The sequence below is a fragment of the Paraburkholderia sp. GAS33 genome (genome assembly GCF_050436645.1).
GTDB classification, from domain to species: domain Bacteria; phylum Pseudomonadota; class Gammaproteobacteria; order Burkholderiales; family Burkholderiaceae; genus Paraburkholderia; species Paraburkholderia phenazinium_B.
In genome coordinates this window covers 787,878-804,221 of record NZ_JBNDMP010000001.1, presented here as the reverse complement: position 1 = coordinate 804,221, position 16,344 = coordinate 787,878, and the positions used below count along the sequence as shown (strand labels likewise).

General features: G+C 61.5%; 17 protein-coding genes and 1 pseudogene. 4 read left to right on the top strand and 14 right to left on the bottom strand.

What is annotated here, in order from left to right:
• Window positions 1–31 precede the first annotated feature (31 nt).
• Entirely contained in the window at window positions 32–202 is a 171-nt protein-coding gene (locus tag P3T24_RS03760) for a hypothetical protein (protein WP_167379456.1), read from the top strand.
• A gap of 140 nt (window positions 203–342) precedes the next feature.
• On the opposite strand, the gene P3T24_RS03755 is transcribed toward P3T24_RS03760, so the two are convergent.
• From P3T24_RS03755 to P3T24_RS03725, 7 genes are all read right to left on the bottom strand, one after another.
• On the bottom strand, window positions 343–1,905 hold the full coding sequence (locus tag P3T24_RS03755) for a methyl-accepting chemotaxis protein (RefSeq protein WP_429433241.1): 1,563 nt from the start codon (window positions 1,903–1,905) through the stop codon (window positions 343–345).
• A 279-nt stretch (window positions 1,906–2,184) separates the two neighbouring features.
• Entirely contained in the window at window positions 2,185–2,727 is a 543-nt protein-coding gene (locus tag P3T24_RS03750; RefSeq protein WP_074268653.1) for a DUF1003 domain-containing protein, read from the bottom strand.
• 63 nt (window positions 2,728–2,790) lie between these two features.
• Entirely contained in the window at window positions 2,791–3,960 is a 1,170-nt protein-coding gene (locus P3T24_RS03745; protein ID WP_429432519.1) for a GNAT family N-acetyltransferase, read from the bottom strand.
• A 236-nt stretch (window positions 3,961–4,196) separates the two neighbouring features.
• Window positions 4,197–5,051, bottom strand: coding sequence for a methyltransferase domain-containing protein (locus P3T24_RS03740; protein WP_143787699.1), 855 nt, complete (start codon window positions 5,049–5,051; stop codon window positions 4,197–4,199).
• Between the two features lie 165 nt (window positions 5,052–5,216).
• Entirely contained in the window at window positions 5,217–5,549 is a 333-nt protein-coding gene (locus P3T24_RS03735) for a hypothetical protein (protein ID WP_429432515.1), read from the bottom strand.
• 101 nt (window positions 5,550–5,650) lie between these two features.
• Window positions 5,651–5,800 (bottom strand): hypothetical protein, encoded by a 150-nt coding sequence (locus P3T24_RS03730; protein ID WP_429410062.1) that lies wholly within the window; start codon window positions 5,798–5,800, stop codon window positions 5,651–5,653.
• Window positions 5,801–5,919: 119 nt separating this feature from the next.
• Window positions 5,920–6,822, bottom strand: a complete 903-nt coding sequence (locus P3T24_RS03725) for a LysR family transcriptional regulator (protein WP_429433239.1) — start codon at window positions 6,820–6,822, stop codon at window positions 5,920–5,922.
• Window positions 6,823–6,957: 135 nt separating this feature from the next.
• Between P3T24_RS03725 and P3T24_RS03720 the strand changes: the two are divergent.
• Both P3T24_RS03720 and P3T24_RS03715 read left to right on the top strand, forming a co-directional pair.
• Window positions 6,958–7,941, top strand: a pseudogene (locus P3T24_RS03720) (aldo/keto reductase).
• Between the two features lie 74 nt (window positions 7,942–8,015).
• Complete coding sequence (locus tag P3T24_RS03715) at window positions 8,016–8,414, top strand: lipocalin-like domain-containing protein (RefSeq protein WP_429433237.1); 399 nt, start codon at window positions 8,016–8,018, stop codon at window positions 8,412–8,414.
• A 121-nt stretch (window positions 8,415–8,535) separates the two neighbouring features.
• Here the strand turns inward: P3T24_RS03715 and P3T24_RS03710 are convergent, their stop codons facing one another.
• Complete coding sequence (locus tag P3T24_RS03710; protein ID WP_074268657.1) at window positions 8,536–8,901, bottom strand: RcnB family protein; 366 nt, start codon at window positions 8,899–8,901, stop codon at window positions 8,536–8,538.
• Between the two features lie 342 nt (window positions 8,902–9,243).
• Between P3T24_RS03710 and P3T24_RS03705 the strand changes: the two genes are divergently transcribed.
• On the top strand, window positions 9,244–10,554 hold the full coding sequence (locus P3T24_RS03705) for an MFS transporter (RefSeq protein WP_429432512.1): 1,311 nt from the start codon (window positions 9,244–9,246) through the stop codon (window positions 10,552–10,554).
• Here the strand turns inward: P3T24_RS03705 and P3T24_RS03700 are convergent.
• The 6 genes from P3T24_RS03700 to P3T24_RS03675 all read right to left on the bottom strand — a co-directional run bounded on the left by P3T24_RS03700 (window position 10,538) and on the right by P3T24_RS03675 (window position 16,259).
• Entirely contained in the window at window positions 10,538–11,128 is a 591-nt protein-coding gene (locus P3T24_RS03700; RefSeq protein WP_429432509.1) for a LutC/YkgG family protein, read from the bottom strand. The genes P3T24_RS03705 and P3T24_RS03700 overlap by 17 nt on opposite strands.
• A complete protein-coding gene (locus P3T24_RS03695; protein WP_429432507.1) occupies window positions 11,115–12,506 on the bottom strand; it encodes a lactate utilization protein B in 1,392 nt (463 codons plus the stop codon). The genes P3T24_RS03700 and P3T24_RS03695 overlap by 14 nt, the downstream gene beginning before the upstream one ends.
• On the bottom strand, window positions 12,503–13,246 hold the full coding sequence (locus P3T24_RS03690) for a (Fe-S)-binding protein (RefSeq protein ID WP_074268660.1): 744 nt from the start codon (window positions 13,244–13,246) through the stop codon (window positions 12,503–12,505). The genes P3T24_RS03695 and P3T24_RS03690 overlap by 4 nt, the downstream gene beginning before the upstream one ends.
• Before the next feature lie 270 nt (window positions 13,247–13,516).
• Window positions 13,517–14,248 carry a FadR/GntR family transcriptional regulator gene (locus P3T24_RS03685; RefSeq protein ID WP_429432504.1) on the bottom strand — a complete coding sequence of 244 codons (732 nt, stop codon included), beginning with the start codon at window positions 14,246–14,248 and terminating at the stop codon, window positions 13,517–13,519.
• Window positions 14,249–14,465: 217 nt separating this feature from the next.
• A complete protein-coding gene (locus P3T24_RS03680; RefSeq protein ID WP_429432501.1) occupies window positions 14,466–15,365 on the bottom strand; it encodes a LysR family transcriptional regulator in 900 nt (299 codons plus the stop codon).
• 120 nt (window positions 15,366–15,485) lie between these two features.
• Window positions 15,486–16,259 carry an SDR family oxidoreductase gene (locus tag P3T24_RS03675; RefSeq protein ID WP_429432498.1) on the bottom strand — a complete coding sequence of 258 codons (774 nt, stop codon included), beginning with the start codon at window positions 16,257–16,259 and terminating at the stop codon, window positions 15,486–15,488.
• Window positions 16,260–16,344: the final 85 nt, after the last annotated feature.

The window sequence follows — 16,344 nt, the reverse complement described above, 5'->3', positions numbered from 1 at the left end:
TCGCAGCCGTCGACCACAAAAGGAGAACACGATGACCCTGGTCATTTATCTAGTGGGCTGGATCGTTCTGATAGGCGGCGTCTGCTGGGCGCTCATCGCCATGCACGTCTCGCAGCACACGATCGAAATCGTCGCGGTCATCATGCTCGGCGTCGCGATCATCACGGGCGCCACCCGGACCCGCAACCGGGACCGTTCGTAGCGAGCGGTATCGCGCAGGGAGTCAACGATCGCGGCAGAGATCGCAGCGTAATCGGCAGCGGTTCAGAGGCAGAGGAGGAAGAGAAGATTGCGGGACGCCGCCATACGTCGCACTCTGCGGACGTCCTGCGTGCCGACGCTCTACGGCGCCGCGTAGGACCTCTCGCTATCGACACTGAAGACCGACACCGCATCGCGCAGCGCTTGCGCCTGCTGCGCCAACGCCTGCGCCGCAGCCGATGCCTGCTCGACGAGTGCCGCGTTTTGCTGGGTGACTTCGTCCATCTGGGTAACCGCGGTATTCACGTGCCCAATGCCGATGCTTTGCTCCTCGGACGCGGCAGCAAGCTCGTTCATGATGTCGGTCGTGCGCCCCGCGGAGGATACGATTTCATCCATCGTGCGGCCCGCGTTTTCGACCAGCTTCGATCCCGTATCGATCCTCGTCACCGATTCCGTGATCAGATCCTTGATTTCCTTCGCGGCGCTCGCGCTTCGTTGCGCGAGTGCACGGACCTCGCCGGCTACCACGGCGAACCCGCGGCCCTGTTCGCCGGCGCGCGCGGCCTCGACCGCCGCGTTGAGCGCCAGGATGTTGGTCTGGAATGCGATCCCTTCGATGACGCTAATAATCTCCGCGACCCGCGCCGAGCTTTCGGCAATCTCTTGCATGGTCGCAACGACGCGCCCAATCTCTGCACCGCCGCGTTGCGCAACGCCCGAGCCCGCGCCGGCCAGCTGGCTTGCCTGCTTGGCGTTGTCCGCGTTGTGGCGTACGGCGCTGGTCAACTGTTCCATGCTGGACGCCGTTTGCTCCAGGGAAGCGGCCTGCTCTTCCGTTCGCTGGGACAGATCGGTGTTGCCTTGCGCAATCTCGCCGGCCGCCACGGAAATGGATTCGCTCGAGCTTTTGATGCCTCGGACGATGCCCGTCAACTGCTCTTTCATGGTGGCAAGCGAATGCATCAGGCTCGTGTTGTCCCCCGCCTTCAACCGCACGGCGACGCGCAGATTGCCGGCTGCAATCGCGCTCGCCATGGCCGCGGCCTCGCCAGGTTCGCCGCCGAGTTGCCGCGCGAAGCCGCGGGCGATAAAGAGCGCCACGCCCAGCGCGACAGCAGCCGCCGCGACGATCAGACCGACCACCAGCGCGATCGCAGTGTGGTACGCCTCGTCGGCCACCTTCCCTTCTTGCGACGTGCCTTGCTCATTGATAGCGACGATCTTGTCGATGTCTTTCGCGATGGCATCGCGAACCGTCCCGGACTGTCCGGTCAGGACGCTCATGGCCTGCTGCGGATTGCCCGCTTTCGCCGCGGTCCGAACCTGCTGATCGAGGTCCATGTACTGCGACATCAGGAGCTGGATGTCCGCAAACGCCGTCTTCTCCTCCGGTTCGGAGATGAGCTTTTCGTATTCCGCACTCGCGCTGCGGAACGCCTCGATGCGCGGCGCCATCCTCGCATCCACCGCCTGCGCCTCGGCAACCTTGTCGGTTGAGGCCATGCGGAACTCGGAGAGACGGATCTGGTTCAGAGCGTTCTGCATCCGCAGACTGCTGCTAACACTGGCTGACCATTTATCGCGAAGCGCTGCGACGTGGTCATTTTCGGCGCTCACCTCGTAGAGCGAAAACGCCCCTAGCCCGATCAGCAGCAGGATAACCATTGCAAAGCCTGAAACAAGCTGCGTCACGACTCTCATGTTCTTAAGAAACGGCAAGATAACGTCCTCATTTGCTGTGACTGACAGAACCGGGCGCCGACTCGTTTCGCGGCGTCGCGACACATCCCGCAAGCAACACGTGATCAGGAGACCCGTTGCGCTACGTGGAAAACGAAGGCGACACTATTCCGGTTCCACTCAGTGCGGTGGCTCGAATTGTCAAGGTCTCCATGTTTTATCGGCAAATCGCTTCAATTCTTTAAGCGGCGACCAGTCGGCCGCCCTCGGAAAGACTTACGTGTTCTTTCCCCGCCGCGCTTACCTTGCCGACAGCACCTTCGCGTGCATTTCGATGGTCAGCGCCTCGATCCTCTGGCTCAGTTGCCGCGTGATTTCCGTGAGTTCGGTGTTCTGCTTCAACAGCGTGGCCATCTGTGAGGTGTGCTCAGCCATCTGCAGTTGCCGCTCTTCGGCGGACTTCGCGATCGCTTCCCGATGCTGGGCGTCCGCATCTGCGAGTGCCTTGTCGCGGTCGGCCTGACGCGTCTGCGCTAGCAGGATCAATGGCGCCGCGTAGGCAGATTGCAAACTGAAAGCAAGATTGAGAAGGATGAAAGGATAGACGTCGAATTTGGTAACGCCCGTCATGTTCAGGATGACCCAGATTGCGACGATCAGGGTCTGCCCGAGGAGAAACGTAGGCGTGCCGAAGAAGCGCGCGAACGCTTCGGCCTTGAGCGCAAACCAGTCGTCTCCGAAGGTCGACGTTACATGGTTGTAAGGAAGGTGAAACCGCAGATGCGGCCAACGCTCGTGTTTCGGGGACGACTTGTCGGCTTTGGCTTGATCGAATGGCGTCATGATGTTGAACTCGCTCTGGGTGGAAAACGCGTCAATCTACATGAGCGAGATGAAATTCGCCTCCTACAGTCGCTTCGTTAAAACCGCCGCTATCTTCCGATACACGCGTTCCGCCAGCGCCCATAACAACGGCAACTCGATCAACCGCCCGCGCAGATTCAGCACGAGCAGTAGCGATTCATGCCGCGTCACCCGATCGGCCCAACGCGCTTTATAGTCGCCGTGCAGCGGCCGGAAATCGAAGTCGCGGCCATTCGCGTGCGCCCATTGCGCGAGAAACTCGACGAGCAGATTCCCCACCGAAAACGTCCCGAAGGCCTCGTCATAGGTCGTGATGAAATACTCGACGGTCCGCGTGCCGACGAGGTTGACCGAAGCCGCTACCGGCCGCCCATCCACCGTCACGAATGCGACGAGCGGGACGTTAGACAGGTCTGTGCGCCGCGCCAGCGCAATGAAAAAATCGCGCACCTGATTGTCCATCAGATAGCGCGACCCGATCCCGCGCGCAACAGCCCAATTGCGTTTGTTTTCAAACAGCCACGTCAGCGTGCTTTGCGCTTCGTCGGCCGTGCGGCACCATCCGAAACTTACGTCGCCCTGCCGGCGCAGCCGCTTCACACTCGAACGCAAGGCGGAGCGCAGCGTGGCGTTGCGCGTCGCGAGGAAGTCGTCCCATGACGGATAGGCGCGCAGTCCGATCGCGTATCCTGGCAACTCGCGCCAGCGCGGTGGCAGCCGTCGCCGCACCCACGAGCCAGGTGCAACACTCAATGCGTGCTGCAATGCGCTGCCGTTTTCGACCATCGGAATTTCGAGCACATCCGCATGAATCCGCATCATCGCAGCGACCGTGGCCGGGTAGAGCTCAGTACGCCGCGTGTCTTTGATCAACGGTCCGCCGTATTCTTCGCCGCTTCCGCAACCAAGCGAATGCGCGAGCCGCAGCGCTCCTTTGCGAGTAATCGCGACCGGCCACAACGCGAGCAATTCGTGCGCGCCGTACACCATCGCGACTTCGATCACCGCACCGCTCGCCAGCGCGCGTTCAACCGCAAGCTCGCAGTATTCGAAACTACTGAACGGGGAATGCGCTTCTGCTGTCGCGGACAACGCGCACCATTGTGGCTGCAACGCGCGAAATGCAGCGAGCGTCTCGCACGATCGTACGTCGTATCGGAACGAAGCTGTTGGCGATGAGGGTTCGAGCATCGCGGCCGTGGCTGTAGACACTGGACTCCTGAATTATTTTGCAGCGCATGCCCCGTGGCGGATTTGCCGTCCTGCCATAACGGGCAATTTACGCGGAGGGGTAAAGGTGGTCTGGCGGCAGCGCATAGTGTCGAACGAAAAGCAAACTCGCGCGACCTATGGTTTCGGCCGTTTCTGGATTTTGGCGGACAAGACCTGGCGGAGCGCCGGGCAATGTGCAGGCATGGTCGCGCGCCGCGCCGAATGGCCGTTCGACGCTATTCAACGGCCGCGCTGAGTTTGTCTTTAGTCGTAATGCGACGATTGCGGTCGGCAAAAGCATCGGGCCGCGCACCGCGCACGCTTTGCCAGATGACGACGCCTTCCCGCTCCTCCGGTCCGAAACCCAGTTCGTGCTGATCGTAGTCGAACATCGTCGCAAACCAGCGCTTTAAGTGTTCCGAACCGTCGAACACATCGCCGCAGACCGGGTTGTCGTAGACGAGGAAAAGATGCTGGATTGCGCCGTTCGCGAGCGCCTCTTCGAGCTTGTGCAGCAGCGTGGTCATCAGTTCAGGGCCGAACGGATTGAACATGAACACAACTACGTTGCCAGACGGCACAGCCATGTCGGCGACATTCGCAACGACCGCGCGGATCGGCGCACGTGCCGGAAAGCGTCGCGCAATGGCGGCCGCGTTTTCGTTCGCGGTCTTCACGAGGTCGACGCTGATGTCGTAGCCCAGTACCCGCGCGAACGGATACTCGGACGCGACGATCAGTGGCCGGCCCTTGCCACAGCCGATGTCGACGAACGTATAGCCAGCGATATCGCCGAGCGTATCGAGCGCACGACGGATGATGGTCGGCTGTGAGCCCATGTAAGGACTCAGTTGATCGGCAAGGAGCGGATCGCGCTGCAACGCGAACGCGTCCACCAGGCCGCTGGTATCGATACCAAATTGCAGGTCGAAGGGATGACGGCGCAGACAGCCCGAGTACACCGCGCGCAGCAGCGGCACGCGAATGCAGATGCGGCGCAACTGTGGCGTTAGCATTGCGCGCTGCATGAAGTCGGGCAGTTTCGCTACGCCATTCAGGAATGGCTGTTTAAGCGTGCTTCTTAGAGTCATTCGGAGGCGCCGTCTGGAGTGTTCCGGGAAATCCCGGATCCTCCAGACATGATCGCGCCGTCAGGCGACAAGCTGCCGCCATAGGTTGGTTGTAATGCGACAAGACAACGTTGGCGGTCGCGGCCCGCGGAACCCGTTAGTCACGAGTCCACGGGCCGCACCGTTTCAAGGCCCGCGCACCCGGTGGAACAAATGCATCGCGAGATCTTGCAGCCATCCGGCAAGGATCACCGGCCGCTTGAAGGATCGACTTTCGATTGCGCGACCGGGACGTGAGTCAGCCGGCGAGTCTTCCACGTCAGCCTGAGTGCCCGGGCTTCCATGCGCCCAATATTCGAACGGATAGAACATCCGTGATCGCGCTATCGTCATCGCTCGCTCGGCTTCATGCCGGGCGTGGAAGTCGTTGTCGACGCTTGACCCGGCGGGACGCCGGGTCGGGTAGATCGTTTGGATGGACTCGCCGTCACGGGCGGGGGTCGATGTTTTCGTGTTCATAGATATCTCCGTTAGTAAGGTCGGAAACGGAGACGGTACAAACAAAACAGGCCTCATCCGTTTCCGGAGAGGCCTGTTGATCGACGCTTGTACCTGTAAATCTAAAGCGAACGAGCCTCCCCCAGGGTGTCCTTGCGGAAACCCTCGCCGCCTTGCAGCGCGAATGCTGGGATGAGGTTCGAGATCATGAGGCCGAGTTTCTCTTTGAATGCGTGGTCTGTCAATTGATGCATGTTGTGCTTGTGCGACATTTCAACGGATCGTGTCGGATGTCGCGAAGCGATCCGATGCGTAGGACATGAAATGCCGTTCGTCATCACCTTTGTTTCCCCGGTCAAGACTCGATATGAGCAAGCGGTAAAGCCAGAGACTATTGCGACCGGCTCGCCCACTCACGCACCGCCTGAACAAACAACCTGAGTGCGATCGGCGGATGACGATTGGCGGGATAGTAAAGACACGTCCCAGGAAACGACGGACTCCACTCAGGCAGCAGATGAACCAGATGGCCCGACGCCAGGAGCTCGGCGACCTGATACTCGGGCACCCAGGCGATCCCGATGCCGGCCAGCGCTGCTTCGACCATCAGGTTAAGGCTGCCGAGTGTCATCGGCCCGTCGACATCGATGCTCGCTGTTTTGCCACGATGCTCGAGATCCCAGCGGTACAGCGCTCCGCTCTCAAAGCGAAAGCGAATGCAACGGTGCTGCTTCAGATCGTGCGGTTCTTTTGGCGACTCATGACGCGACAGATACTCAGGCGATGCCACAGCCGCGAACCGCATGTCCGGTCCGAAGCGAATCGCGATCATGTCGCGCGGTACGTCCTGGAGCACTCGAATGCCGGCGTCGAAACCGTCCGCGACAATATCCACCAATCGCGTGTCCACCACGAACTCGACATGGATGTCTGGATAAGCCGCGAGAAACTCCGGAAGCACATGGCGCACGAGCGGCCTTGCCGCCGACTCCGATGCGCTAATCCGGATCGAGCCCGACGGACGATCGCGCGTGGAAGCAACCTCGTTCACCGCGTCTTCAAGGTCGGCGACGGCAGGACCAACGCGCCGCAGAAGTTGTTCGCCGGCTTCGGTGAGCGCGACGGACCGGGTCGTGCGATTGAACAGTCGCACGTTTATCCGCTCCTCCAGACCTCGCATTGAATGGCTCAGCGCCGACGGTGAGACTCCGAGCGCGCGCGCCGCTGCGCGGAAGCTTCGATGCTCGGCAATGGCAATGAAAGCAGTCAGCTCGGACAGGCCGGCACGCGGCATAGTTGAATTCTCCTCAATATGCTGTACAAGTCTAGCCTGATTGTTGAGCAACATACAACAGCCTAAGATACCTTCATACACCGCACCGCCCCTCGGGGCAGGCGGCCGCCCGCAATTTTCGAAGGGAGAATGGACATGCAAAAACGCACACTGGGAAACAGCGGTCTCGAGGTATCGACGCTCGGTCTCGGCTGCATGGGTTTGAGTTTTGGCTTTGGGCCAGCCACCGAAAAGTCCGCAGCCATCAAGGTGATCCAGACCGCCTTTGAACGAGGCGTCACGTTCTTCGATACCGCCGAATGCTACGGCCCGTTCACCAACGAGGAGCTGGTGGGCGAAGCTCTTGCTCCGATGCGCGACGAAGTGGTGATCGCCACGAAGTTCGGCTTTCAGGACGGCGATTCAAAGCTGCCGACCGACAGCCGGCCGGAGCGCATCCGTGCCGTGGCCGAGGCTTCGCTGAAGCGTCTGAAGACCGATCGCATCGACCTGTTCTACCAGCATCGCGTCGACCGGAACGTGCCGATCGAAGATGTGGCCGGCGCCGTCAAGGATCTGATCCAGCAGGGCAAGGTCAAGCACTTCGGCATGTCCGAAGCGGGTGCCCAATCGATCCGCCGCGCGCATGCCGTGCAACCGGTGGCCGCGTTGCAGAGCGAGTATTCGCTGTGGTGGCGCGAGCCGGAGGAAAGTGTGCTTCCGACGCTCGAGGAACTCGGGATTGGCTTTGTGCCGTTCAGCCCGCTAGGCAAGGGCTTTCTAACTGGTGCGATCAACGAGACCACCGCCTTCGACCAGGGCGACTTCCGCAACATCGTGCCGCGTTTCTCGGAAGAGAACCGTAAGGCCAATGCTCATCTGGTCGAGGTGCTCGGACAGATCGCCGACGGCAAGGGTGCGACCCGTGCGCAGATCGCGCTTGCGTGGCTGCTTGCGCAAAAACCGTAGATCGTGCCTATTCCTGGGACGACCAAACTGCATCGGCTGGAAGAGAACATCGGCGCCGCCGCGGTCGAACTGTCGGGTAACGATCTGTCGGCGATTGAAGCGGCGCTTACGCAGATCAAGGTAGTCGGGGATCGTTACCCGGCGCAAATGCAGCAGCGCGTGGATCGCTAGAGCGTCGAAGGGTTCAGCGCGCGCTGCAACGCGCTGACACAGTCAGAACCCTGCGAACCAAGGTTAGCCGTCGCATTCTCCATCACAACCCGCTTCAATTGCGCCAAAGCCGGCGGTGCATCTGCGCGCCCGGTATGCAAAACAAGGGACTGCTGCTGATCGACTCTCAGGGACACTATTCGCTGCAGATTTTCAAGGCGGAACGCCCGCAATTCGCTTCGGGCGACAAGGGCGCGGGAACACCGGCCGAGTACAAAGAGGCCGTCATGGGTTCCAGCACTCACTTCGGTACGATCAGCGTCGGCCCGGTTAATGGAACCTTGACGGTCCATGTAGAGAACGCGTCCTTTCCCAATTGGGAAGGACAGTCGCAAAAGCGAAGCTACGAACTTAAGGACGGTGAATTGAGCTACCGCGTGACACCTCGCCCGAATGGCGATGTGCCGATTTCGGTGTGGCGACGGGTGGACTGAAGGGGATCAGGCAAACAATCACAGCAGGTCTGCCGCTCGAGACAACGAACGGCAGACCTCACAACCGATAGAACGCAAACCTGTTGCCGGCATCGGCAACCATCGTTCTCAGCCCGGTCGCTTAATGCGCGTTGAGCAGGACGCTGGCAATAACGCCGGTTGCGACGGCGGCGAGCACGTAGTCGCCGTTCACACCGACCCACTGATATCCGCGCGGCGGCGCTTGCAGGCCATGGTCATGCCAGTCGTCGACCACGTAGTTACGATCGCGGTACTCCGCCGGCAACCGTTCACCCTTGTGCCAATCGTTGTGCGGAACCGGACCGCCCGGGCCGCCCATCGACGCCTCATGCGGTGCAGGTCCGCGGCCATGTCCACGCTGAACCGGGCGCTGGCCGTGATCATCATTGTGCGGCTGGGCAATAGCGGCAACGGACGTACCCAGTAACGATACGATCAAAAACGGTACGGCAAATGTCGACTTCATGGTTTCGCCTCAGAGTGAATGACGGAATAGCGGTTTGGCGCTCCAGCTCCAGACGGGGCGAAGCGCCAGTTGCGTCTTGACCCTGTCGCTATGCGAAATGGATCGTCTGGCGGTGGGGTCAACGTCGGACGCCGACAAATGATGTCATAAGAATGCATGCTGGCTCAAACCGATCGGCACATTTCGGCTGCTTCGAAGCGCGTTCTAAGAATGTTTGACATTCGACGCTACCACCGCGACCACATCAATTGTGTGAATTGCAGCAATTGCTTCGGGTACCTGACCTGGGCCAACATGTGTTGCACCAGAAACAGCACCCTTGCATGGCTCCCGACGCATACGATGAAACCGGTCAACGAATCCTGGATCCGCGACGCGGCGGCCGGTCTGCCGTCCACGCCGCCTATCGCAGCACACCCTGCCTACCCTGCAAGTACCTCCGCAACTGCAAGCACACCGGCACCCGCCGGCGGCCTGCAGGCGACCGCCATCCTGCTGTTCGGCTACGCGATTCTGATTACCGGCAATGGCCTGCTGGGCACGCTGATCTCGCTGCGGCTGATCCAGCAGCAGACGCCGTCGCTGGTGGTCGGCGTAGTGCAATCGGCTTATTACATCGGCTTCATGGTCGGCGCGCTATGGGGCGGCGGCCTGATCGGGCGGGTCGGACATCATCGCGCCTTTGTCACGTTCGCCGCGGTCTCGGCGTGCTGCGCGCTCGGTTATGCCGCGTGGAGTTCGGCCGCGACGTGGGCTGCGTTGCGCTTTGTGATGGGCTTTTGCCTCGTCGGCATTTTCACGGTGGTGGAAAACTGGCTGCATCAGTCGGCCAGTAACGCGCAGCGAGGACGGGTGTTTTCCGCGTACATGATCACGAACTATCTGGGCGTCGGCACGGGGCAGTTTCTGATCAGCCTCGCCGATCCGGCCGGCTTCGCCCTTTTCAGCCTCGTCAGCGCGCTGTTTTCCGCTTCACTGATACCGGTTGCACTGGTCGGTAACGCACCCGTGCCGACTGCTCCGATAGAGGCTCCTGAGAGCAGCGGCGGTTCGCGTCTCGCACGCGGACTCTCGGGCTTGAGCACGATCTACAGATGGGCGCCGCTCGGAGTATATGGCTGCCTCGCGGCCGGTCTGCTGAACAGCGGCTTCTACACAATGCAACCGGTGTTCATGCGCCGGCTCGGCTATTCGGTCACCGACGTCTCGCACTTCATGGGCTTCGCACTGCTCGCGGCGCTCCTGCCGCAATGGCCGGTTGCGAGGCTCGCCGATCTGTTCGACCGGCGCATCGTCATCCTGTCAATTACTGCGCTTGCTGCGGTGTGCAGCCTGCTGCTGTTCGTGCTGCCTGGCGGCACGCTGGTCGAGGTGCTTGGGTACGTGTATGTCAGCGTGGTGTTCTCGCTGTACGGCGTGGTGACGTCGTACGTCAACGACTGCATTCCGGCCGGCCAGCGTATCGCCGTCAGTGCCGGGCTGCTGCTGATCTTCTCGCTGGGCGCGAGCGTGGGGCCGACTTTGGCGTCGGCGCTCATGGGACTCGCAGGTCCAGGCGGCCTCTATCTGTTCACGTTGCTTGTGACCGGCACGCTCGCGGGCCTCGCGCTCAGCAGTTTGCGCGCGACCCCTAGCGTCAATGCGGCGCGCTGAGCCACACCACCGTCAACGACCGCACGCCTTGTGCGCCGCGAATCAGCACACCTTCGATATCGGCCGTGGCCGACGGCCCCGTTACCAGCGCCGCATATCGAGCACGCTGAAAATCCGGCCGCCGGTAGACGTCCTGCAATCCATCGATCATCTGTGCAGGGTCGAGCAGCACGACCAGATGCTGCACGATATAGCCGATCGCATTGACCACGTATTCCTGCTCGCTGAACCACACCGAGCCGGTCTCCGCGACGCCAAAGCGGGCCCGCACGACGCCCACGTCGATGTCCTGCAGCGACACCGGTGGTGTGTCGGCGCTCAACGGGCGCGTGCCCGGTACTTCGGACGTAGCCGAACACACCGAGGCCTCCGCGCCGAAACGCTCGCGGATCAACGCAAGCACGTCGGCGCCCGAAGCGGCCTCGACACACGTTCCGCCCATGCCCGCCAACGCCGCAGTGAAACGCGCCCGCAGGTCGCCGCCGGTCGATGCGAACAGCGGCACCTCGGGACGCTCGCGCGCCTCCGGCTGTGCCGCGCGTACCTTCGCGAGAAAAGCCTCACGCGTTGCCATCGCCACCTCCACGATTCTTCCGGTACCACGCGTGAAACGTCAGCTTCGGCGCTTCCGGCAATTCGCGCTGCCGGCCCCAGATATTGAGCGGGTTATACAGCACGAAATTCGGCAGCCGCCGCAATGCGCCGCCCATCGACGACACCGTCGCCCGGTACAGCGTTGGACTCGCCAGCAGACGCCCGGCCATCTTCAACACTTCCTGCTTCACGAACGGCACTTCATGGCGCTCGGTAATCACCTGCCGCCACTTGTAGATCTGTTCATGGATATTGATCTTCACCGGGCAGACGTTCGTGCAACTCCCATTGAGCGTGGAAGCAAACGGCAACGCGCTATAGCGTTTCAGGTCGTAGGTCGGGTTGATGATCGCGCCAATCGGTCCTGAATACGTACCACCGTATGAGAGACCGCCGCTGCGCCGGTACACCGGACAGGTGTTCATGCACGCACCGCAGCGGATGCATTTGAGCGAATACCAGAACTCCTGCATCGCAAGCCGCTCCGAGCGGCCATGATCGACGAGGATATAGTGCATCTCGGTACCGGGACGCGGTGCGCGGAAGTGCGACGTGTATTGCGTAATCGGCGAGCCGAGTGCGCTGCGCGAAAGCATGCGCACAAACACGCCAAGGTCCGAGACCTTCGGAATCAGTTTTTCAATGCCGATCGAGGCAATATGCAGCGGCGGCACGTTGGCCGACAGGTCCGCGTTGCCCTCGTTGGTACAGACCACCACTGTGCCCGTTTCCGCCACTGCGAAATTGCAGCCCGTCATGCCGGCCGTTTTCTCACGCACAAAATACGGCCGCGTATTCATCCGCTGGCTTTCGGCGAGGTAGTGAATATCGCTGTTCTCGGGATCGGTGCCGATCGTGCGGCCGAACAGTTGCGCGACATCGGCGCGCAGCTTGTGCACGGCGGGCACCACCATATGGCTCGGATCCTGGTGATCGAGTTGCTGGATGCGCTCACCGAGGTCCGTCTCCATCACCGTGATGCCGCGCGGCTCGAGATATTCGCGCATCGCACACTCGTCCGTGAGCATCGACTTGCTCTTGACGAGCGTCGTCATGCCGCGTCCGGACATGATCTGGTAGACCAGCTCGTTGTGCTCCTCCGCGGTTGCCGCCCAGTGCACGGTCACGCCGTTCGCTTCCGCCGCGGACGCGAACTGTTCGAGATACTCGGACAGATGCGACAGCGTATGTTCCTTGATGCCCGAGGCCAGCTCGCGCAGCGTTTCCCATTCGGCGATGTTGTGCGCCTGCGCGTCGCGCTTTTCGCGCAGATCCCAGAGGCGCTTGTCATGAAACGCCACATGCTCCGTCTTGGCGATGAAAGCGCCCGCGGCTTTTGCGTGATCGATCCGGCTCATTCGCGTGCTCCGTTCAAAACCTGCGCGATATGGATAAAACGTGCGTCCGCTTTCATCCGCTCCGCGCAACCTTGCTGGTGCATCAGGCAAGACATATCGCCAGAGACGATGTACTCCGCGCCGGCGTTCAGGTGATCGCGAACCTTGTCCTGCCCCATGCGGACCGATACCGGCTCTTCCGTCACGGAGAAGGTGCCGCCGAAGCCGCAGCATTCATCGGGACGGGCGAGCTTGACGAATTCGATGCCTTTGACGCCCTTCAGCAAGGCCAGCGGTTTTGAAAACGGCGTGCCGGCGATTTCCGAGACCGACGCCTCTTTCAGATGCCGCAACGCGCTGCAGCTGTTGTGAAGCCCTACCCGATGTGGAAACTCAGCCCACGGAAAGTCACGGGCGCCGACCACGTCGTGCAAAAACTCGACCAGTTCATAGGCGACGGCGCGTACCTTCTTCACCTCGGAGGTTTGCTCGATTGCAGTCAGATGCTCGCGCACGTGATGAATGCAGCTCGACGAAGGTCCGACGATGTAGTCGTATCCCGCGAAATTGCGCGCAAAGACCTTCTCCGCGCCGGCCGCTTCGGCCTGGGCGCCGCTGTTCGCCATCGGCTGGCCGCAGCAGGTCTGCTCCTGGGGATAGTCCACCTCGATGCCGAAGCGCTCAAGCAATTCAAGGGTGGCGATGCCTACTTCCGGATAGAACGCGTCGATAAAGCAGGGTATGAAAAGAGCGACTTTCATGGAATCGAGGGGCCGGCATATTTGAGGGGACGAAGCGCTGCGCTCCGCATGCGGGCGCATGTGCCTACTCTACTGCGGATTCCAGTCCGGCGACGTGCTGCTGGCCGCCCAAGTACGCTTTTTGTATGACTGGTCTTGTTGGTCTGACCAAGAATATAAGGAAGTTGGAGAAACGTGTCAATTTAGGCGCCAGCCTTTGGGTGCCAGCCTTGACGCGACCGCAATGGACTGGACGTACCGCGCCCTCAGCGTGAGTACCGTCCCGCGGCATCAGGATGGCTTGGCCGCCTCTTCTTCATACAGTTCGCGTACGAAAGTCAGATGGCGCTCGGCGGCCTTGCGCGCCTTCTGGGCGTCGCGTGCCATCACGGCGTCGAAGATCGCCTGATGCTGCGTCAACAGTTGACGCTCCTTGGCATCGTCGTAATCGATCAGCCGATGGTATTGCCGCATCCCTTCCCGAATCAGCGTGTGGATACCGTGGATGACATGCGCGAGCGCGACGTTATGCGTCGCATCGGCGATAGCCAGGTGAAAGGCGGCGTCCAGCTCCGGCAGGTTCGTGCGGTCGTCGGAGAGCGAGCAGGTTTTCAGTTCTTCGAAAGCGTTGCGGATCTTCTTGAGATCGGCAGCGGTGGCGCGCTCGGCTGCGTACACCGTCGCGATCGATTCAAGCCCCTGGCGCAGTTCGAGAATGTCGGCGCTGGTGCGCGGATTCTGCAGCAGCAGCTCCGCCAATGGCTTCGAGATGATCGGCGCCGTCACGTCCACCACCGTAAAACCGCCCCGCCCCGAGGTCTCGATATAGCCGTCCGCCTCCAGGCGGATCAGCGCTTCCCGCAGCGATGGACGCGATACGCCCAACTGGGTCGCCAGATCGCGCTCGGCGGGCAGGCGGTAGCCCGGCATCAACGCGCCGTCCGAGATCAGCCGTTTGATCTGGTCGGACACGACGTCGGACAGCCGTTTGCGCGTGAAGGACTGGATCGGATGAAATTGCATGGGCAAGGTCGTAGCGGTAGAGGGTATGACGCGCTGCGTTGGTGGACAAGGCCGGCCGGCGCGTCAGGGGTGGCTTCTGGAGACGGCGGCCGCAACTGCCTGGGGCAATTATAGCGTCCGCTCTTTATGGCACCTGAGAGGCCATGAGAGCGGCCGTTGCCGTTAGCACACACCGCGCTTGAATGGCGCCGGTTAAAGAACCCCGCTAAAGCACCCTTCAATCGAACCGGCTCTGCAACAGACTGATCAACCAGCTCACAAACGCTTCGACCCGATCCGCGCGGTGCCGCCAATGCGGATAGATCGCCGAGACCTGCATCGGCGCCGCGCGCCATGCGGGCAACACTTCGATCAGTTCACCCGCTTCGAGGTGCTCCTGCACGTCGTAGCGCGGAATCTGAATCAACCCCAGGCCCGACAGGCAGCAGGCGATATAGGTTTCCGCGTTGTTCACGGCAACCCGGCTGCGCATCGGCATATTGATGGTCTGCTCGCCGCTTCGATACTCCCAGGCGGCGATGCGCGCGCCGCCTGCCGACGCGTAATCGATCGCCCAGTGCTTCGGCAGATCCTCGGGTGTGTTCGGCACGCCATGCCTGGCCAGATAGGCGGGACTGGCGCAGTTGATCAGCGTCAGCGCACCAAGCGGCCGGGCGACGAGGCTCGTGCTGTCGAGCGGTCCCACGCGGATCGCGCAATCCACGCCCTCCTGAACCAGATCGATCGGCCGGTCAGTCGAGCCCAGCATCACCTGTACGTTCGGATAACGCTCGAAGAAGGCCGGTAATGCGGGCGCCACGAGCCGCCGGGCGATCCGGCTAGGCACGTCGACGCTCAAACGCCCCGCGATCTCGGTGGGCGCCTTGCGGAACAATCCGTCGATCGCATCCGCGTCCGCGAGCCAGCTACGGCTGCGTTCGAGCAGCGTCTGTCCGTCCGGGGTCAGTTGCACGAGCCGGGTGGTCCGGTGCAACAGACGCGCGCCCATGCGCTGTTCCAGTTGCTGGACGGCGAGCGAGACCGTCGCGCGTGGCAGGTTCAGCGCGTTGGCTGTCTTGATGAAACTGCGCATATCGGCGACATGCACGAAGACCCGCAGCAGGTCGACCTGATCCATTGAAGTCCGGCTCCATTTGCTTTGTCACGAACCAGACTGAAGCATGAATGCTGCATAGGCACAAGCAACGTCAAAGACTCCGGAAGCCAAGGCATAGGTCGAATGCGCCGGGCCTGACAGTTAGCGCGTCGTATAGCCGCCGTTGGCAAAGATCGTCTGCCCTGTGATCCACCAACCGTCGGTGACGAGGAATTTGACAATCGGTGCGATATCGCCGATTTCGGTCAGGCCGCTTTTCGTCGATTTGCTGAGAGCGGCGGCGGTCGCGTGATAGGCAGCGGACTCTTTTGATTCAGCCGGATAGAAAAACGGCGTATCCATCGGACCCGGGCCGATCGCGTTCACCGAGATGCCGCGCTCGCCGAACTCCTTCGAAGCAGCGCGCGTGTAGTGTTCGATCGGCGCCTTGCTGCCGGGATAGATCGAATAGAACGGCGTGTAAGCCGACAGCAGCGAGGTCACGATAGTAACGACCTTGCCGTTATCCGCCAGCTTCTTGCCCGCTTCCTGCAGAAAGAAGAACGCCGCCTTCGAGTTGACTGCGAAGATCGTGTCGTAGTCGTGCTCGGTCACTTCGACCATCGGCTTCTTGATGACCATGCCCGTGGTATTCACCGCGATATCGATCTTGCCGAACTGCTTCAGCGCTTCGTCGAACAGCCGTGTGACGTTGGCGGGCTGGGTCAGGTCGCCCTGCACCGCAATCGCTTTCGCGCCGGCGGCCTGCACGGCGGCAACGGTTTCTTCCGCGGCGCCGCGGGTCGCATCGCTGTTGTAGTGCACCGCGACCGCAGCCGCGCCACACTTGGCGAGCTCGCGGGAAATCAGCCCGCCCAGGTTCTTCGCACCGCCTCCGATCACGACCACCTTACCGTTGAGAGAGTGATCTGCCATGACATCCTCCGGGACATTGAGTGGGGAGTCACAGTATAGGAGCGGCAAGCGCCGCTATTGGCCGGTCGCGGCTGGATGGAAAGTC

Coding starts and splice junctions, on each gene's coding strand:
- P3T24_RS03675 (WP_429432498.1), bottom strand. CDS start 16,259: ATGGCAGATCACTCTCTCAACGGTAAGGTGGTCGTGATCGGAGGCGGT.
- P3T24_RS03700 (WP_429432509.1), bottom strand. CDS start 11,128: ATGGCAACGCGTGAGGCTTTTCTCGCGAAGGTACGCGCGGCACAGCCG.
- P3T24_RS03740 (WP_143787699.1), bottom strand. CDS start 5,051: ATGACTCTAAGAAGCACGCTTAAACAGCCATTCCTGAATGGCGTAGCG.
- P3T24_RS03690 (WP_074268660.1), bottom strand. CDS start 13,246: ATGAAAGTCGCTCTTTTCATACCCTGCTTTATCGACGCGTTCTATCCG.
- P3T24_RS03685 (WP_429432504.1), bottom strand. CDS start 14,248: ATGCAATTTCATCCGATCCAGTCCTTCACGCGCAAACGGCTGTCCGAC.
- P3T24_RS03730 (WP_429410062.1), bottom strand. CDS start 5,800: ATGTCGCACAAGCACAACATGCATCAATTGACAGACCACGCATTCAAA.
- P3T24_RS03755 (WP_429433241.1), bottom strand. CDS start 1,905: ATGAGAGTCGTGACGCAGCTTGTTTCAGGCTTTGCAATGGTTATCCTG.
- P3T24_RS03760 (WP_167379456.1), top strand. CDS start 32: ATGACCCTGGTCATTTATCTAGTGGGCTGGATCGTTCTGATAGGCGGC.
- P3T24_RS03705 (WP_429432512.1), top strand. CDS start 9,244: ATGAAACCGGTCAACGAATCCTGGATCCGCGACGCGGCGGCCGGTCTG.
- P3T24_RS03735 (WP_429432515.1), bottom strand. CDS start 5,549: ATGAACACGAAAACATCGACCCCCGCCCGTGACGGCGAGTCCATCCAA.
- P3T24_RS03710 (WP_074268657.1), bottom strand. CDS start 8,901: ATGAAGTCGACATTTGCCGTACCGTTTTTGATCGTATCGTTACTGGGT.
- P3T24_RS03750 (WP_074268653.1), bottom strand. CDS start 2,727: ATGACGCCATTCGATCAAGCCAAAGCCGACAAGTCGTCCCCGAAACAC.
- P3T24_RS03725 (WP_429433239.1), bottom strand. CDS start 6,822: ATGCCGCGTGCCGGCCTGTCCGAGCTGACTGCTTTCATTGCCATTGCC.
- P3T24_RS03680 (WP_429432501.1), bottom strand. CDS start 15,365: ATGGATCAGGTCGACCTGCTGCGGGTCTTCGTGCATGTCGCCGATATG.
- P3T24_RS03695 (WP_429432507.1), bottom strand. CDS start 12,506: ATGAGCCGGATCGATCACGCAAAAGCCGCGGGCGCTTTCATCGCCAAG.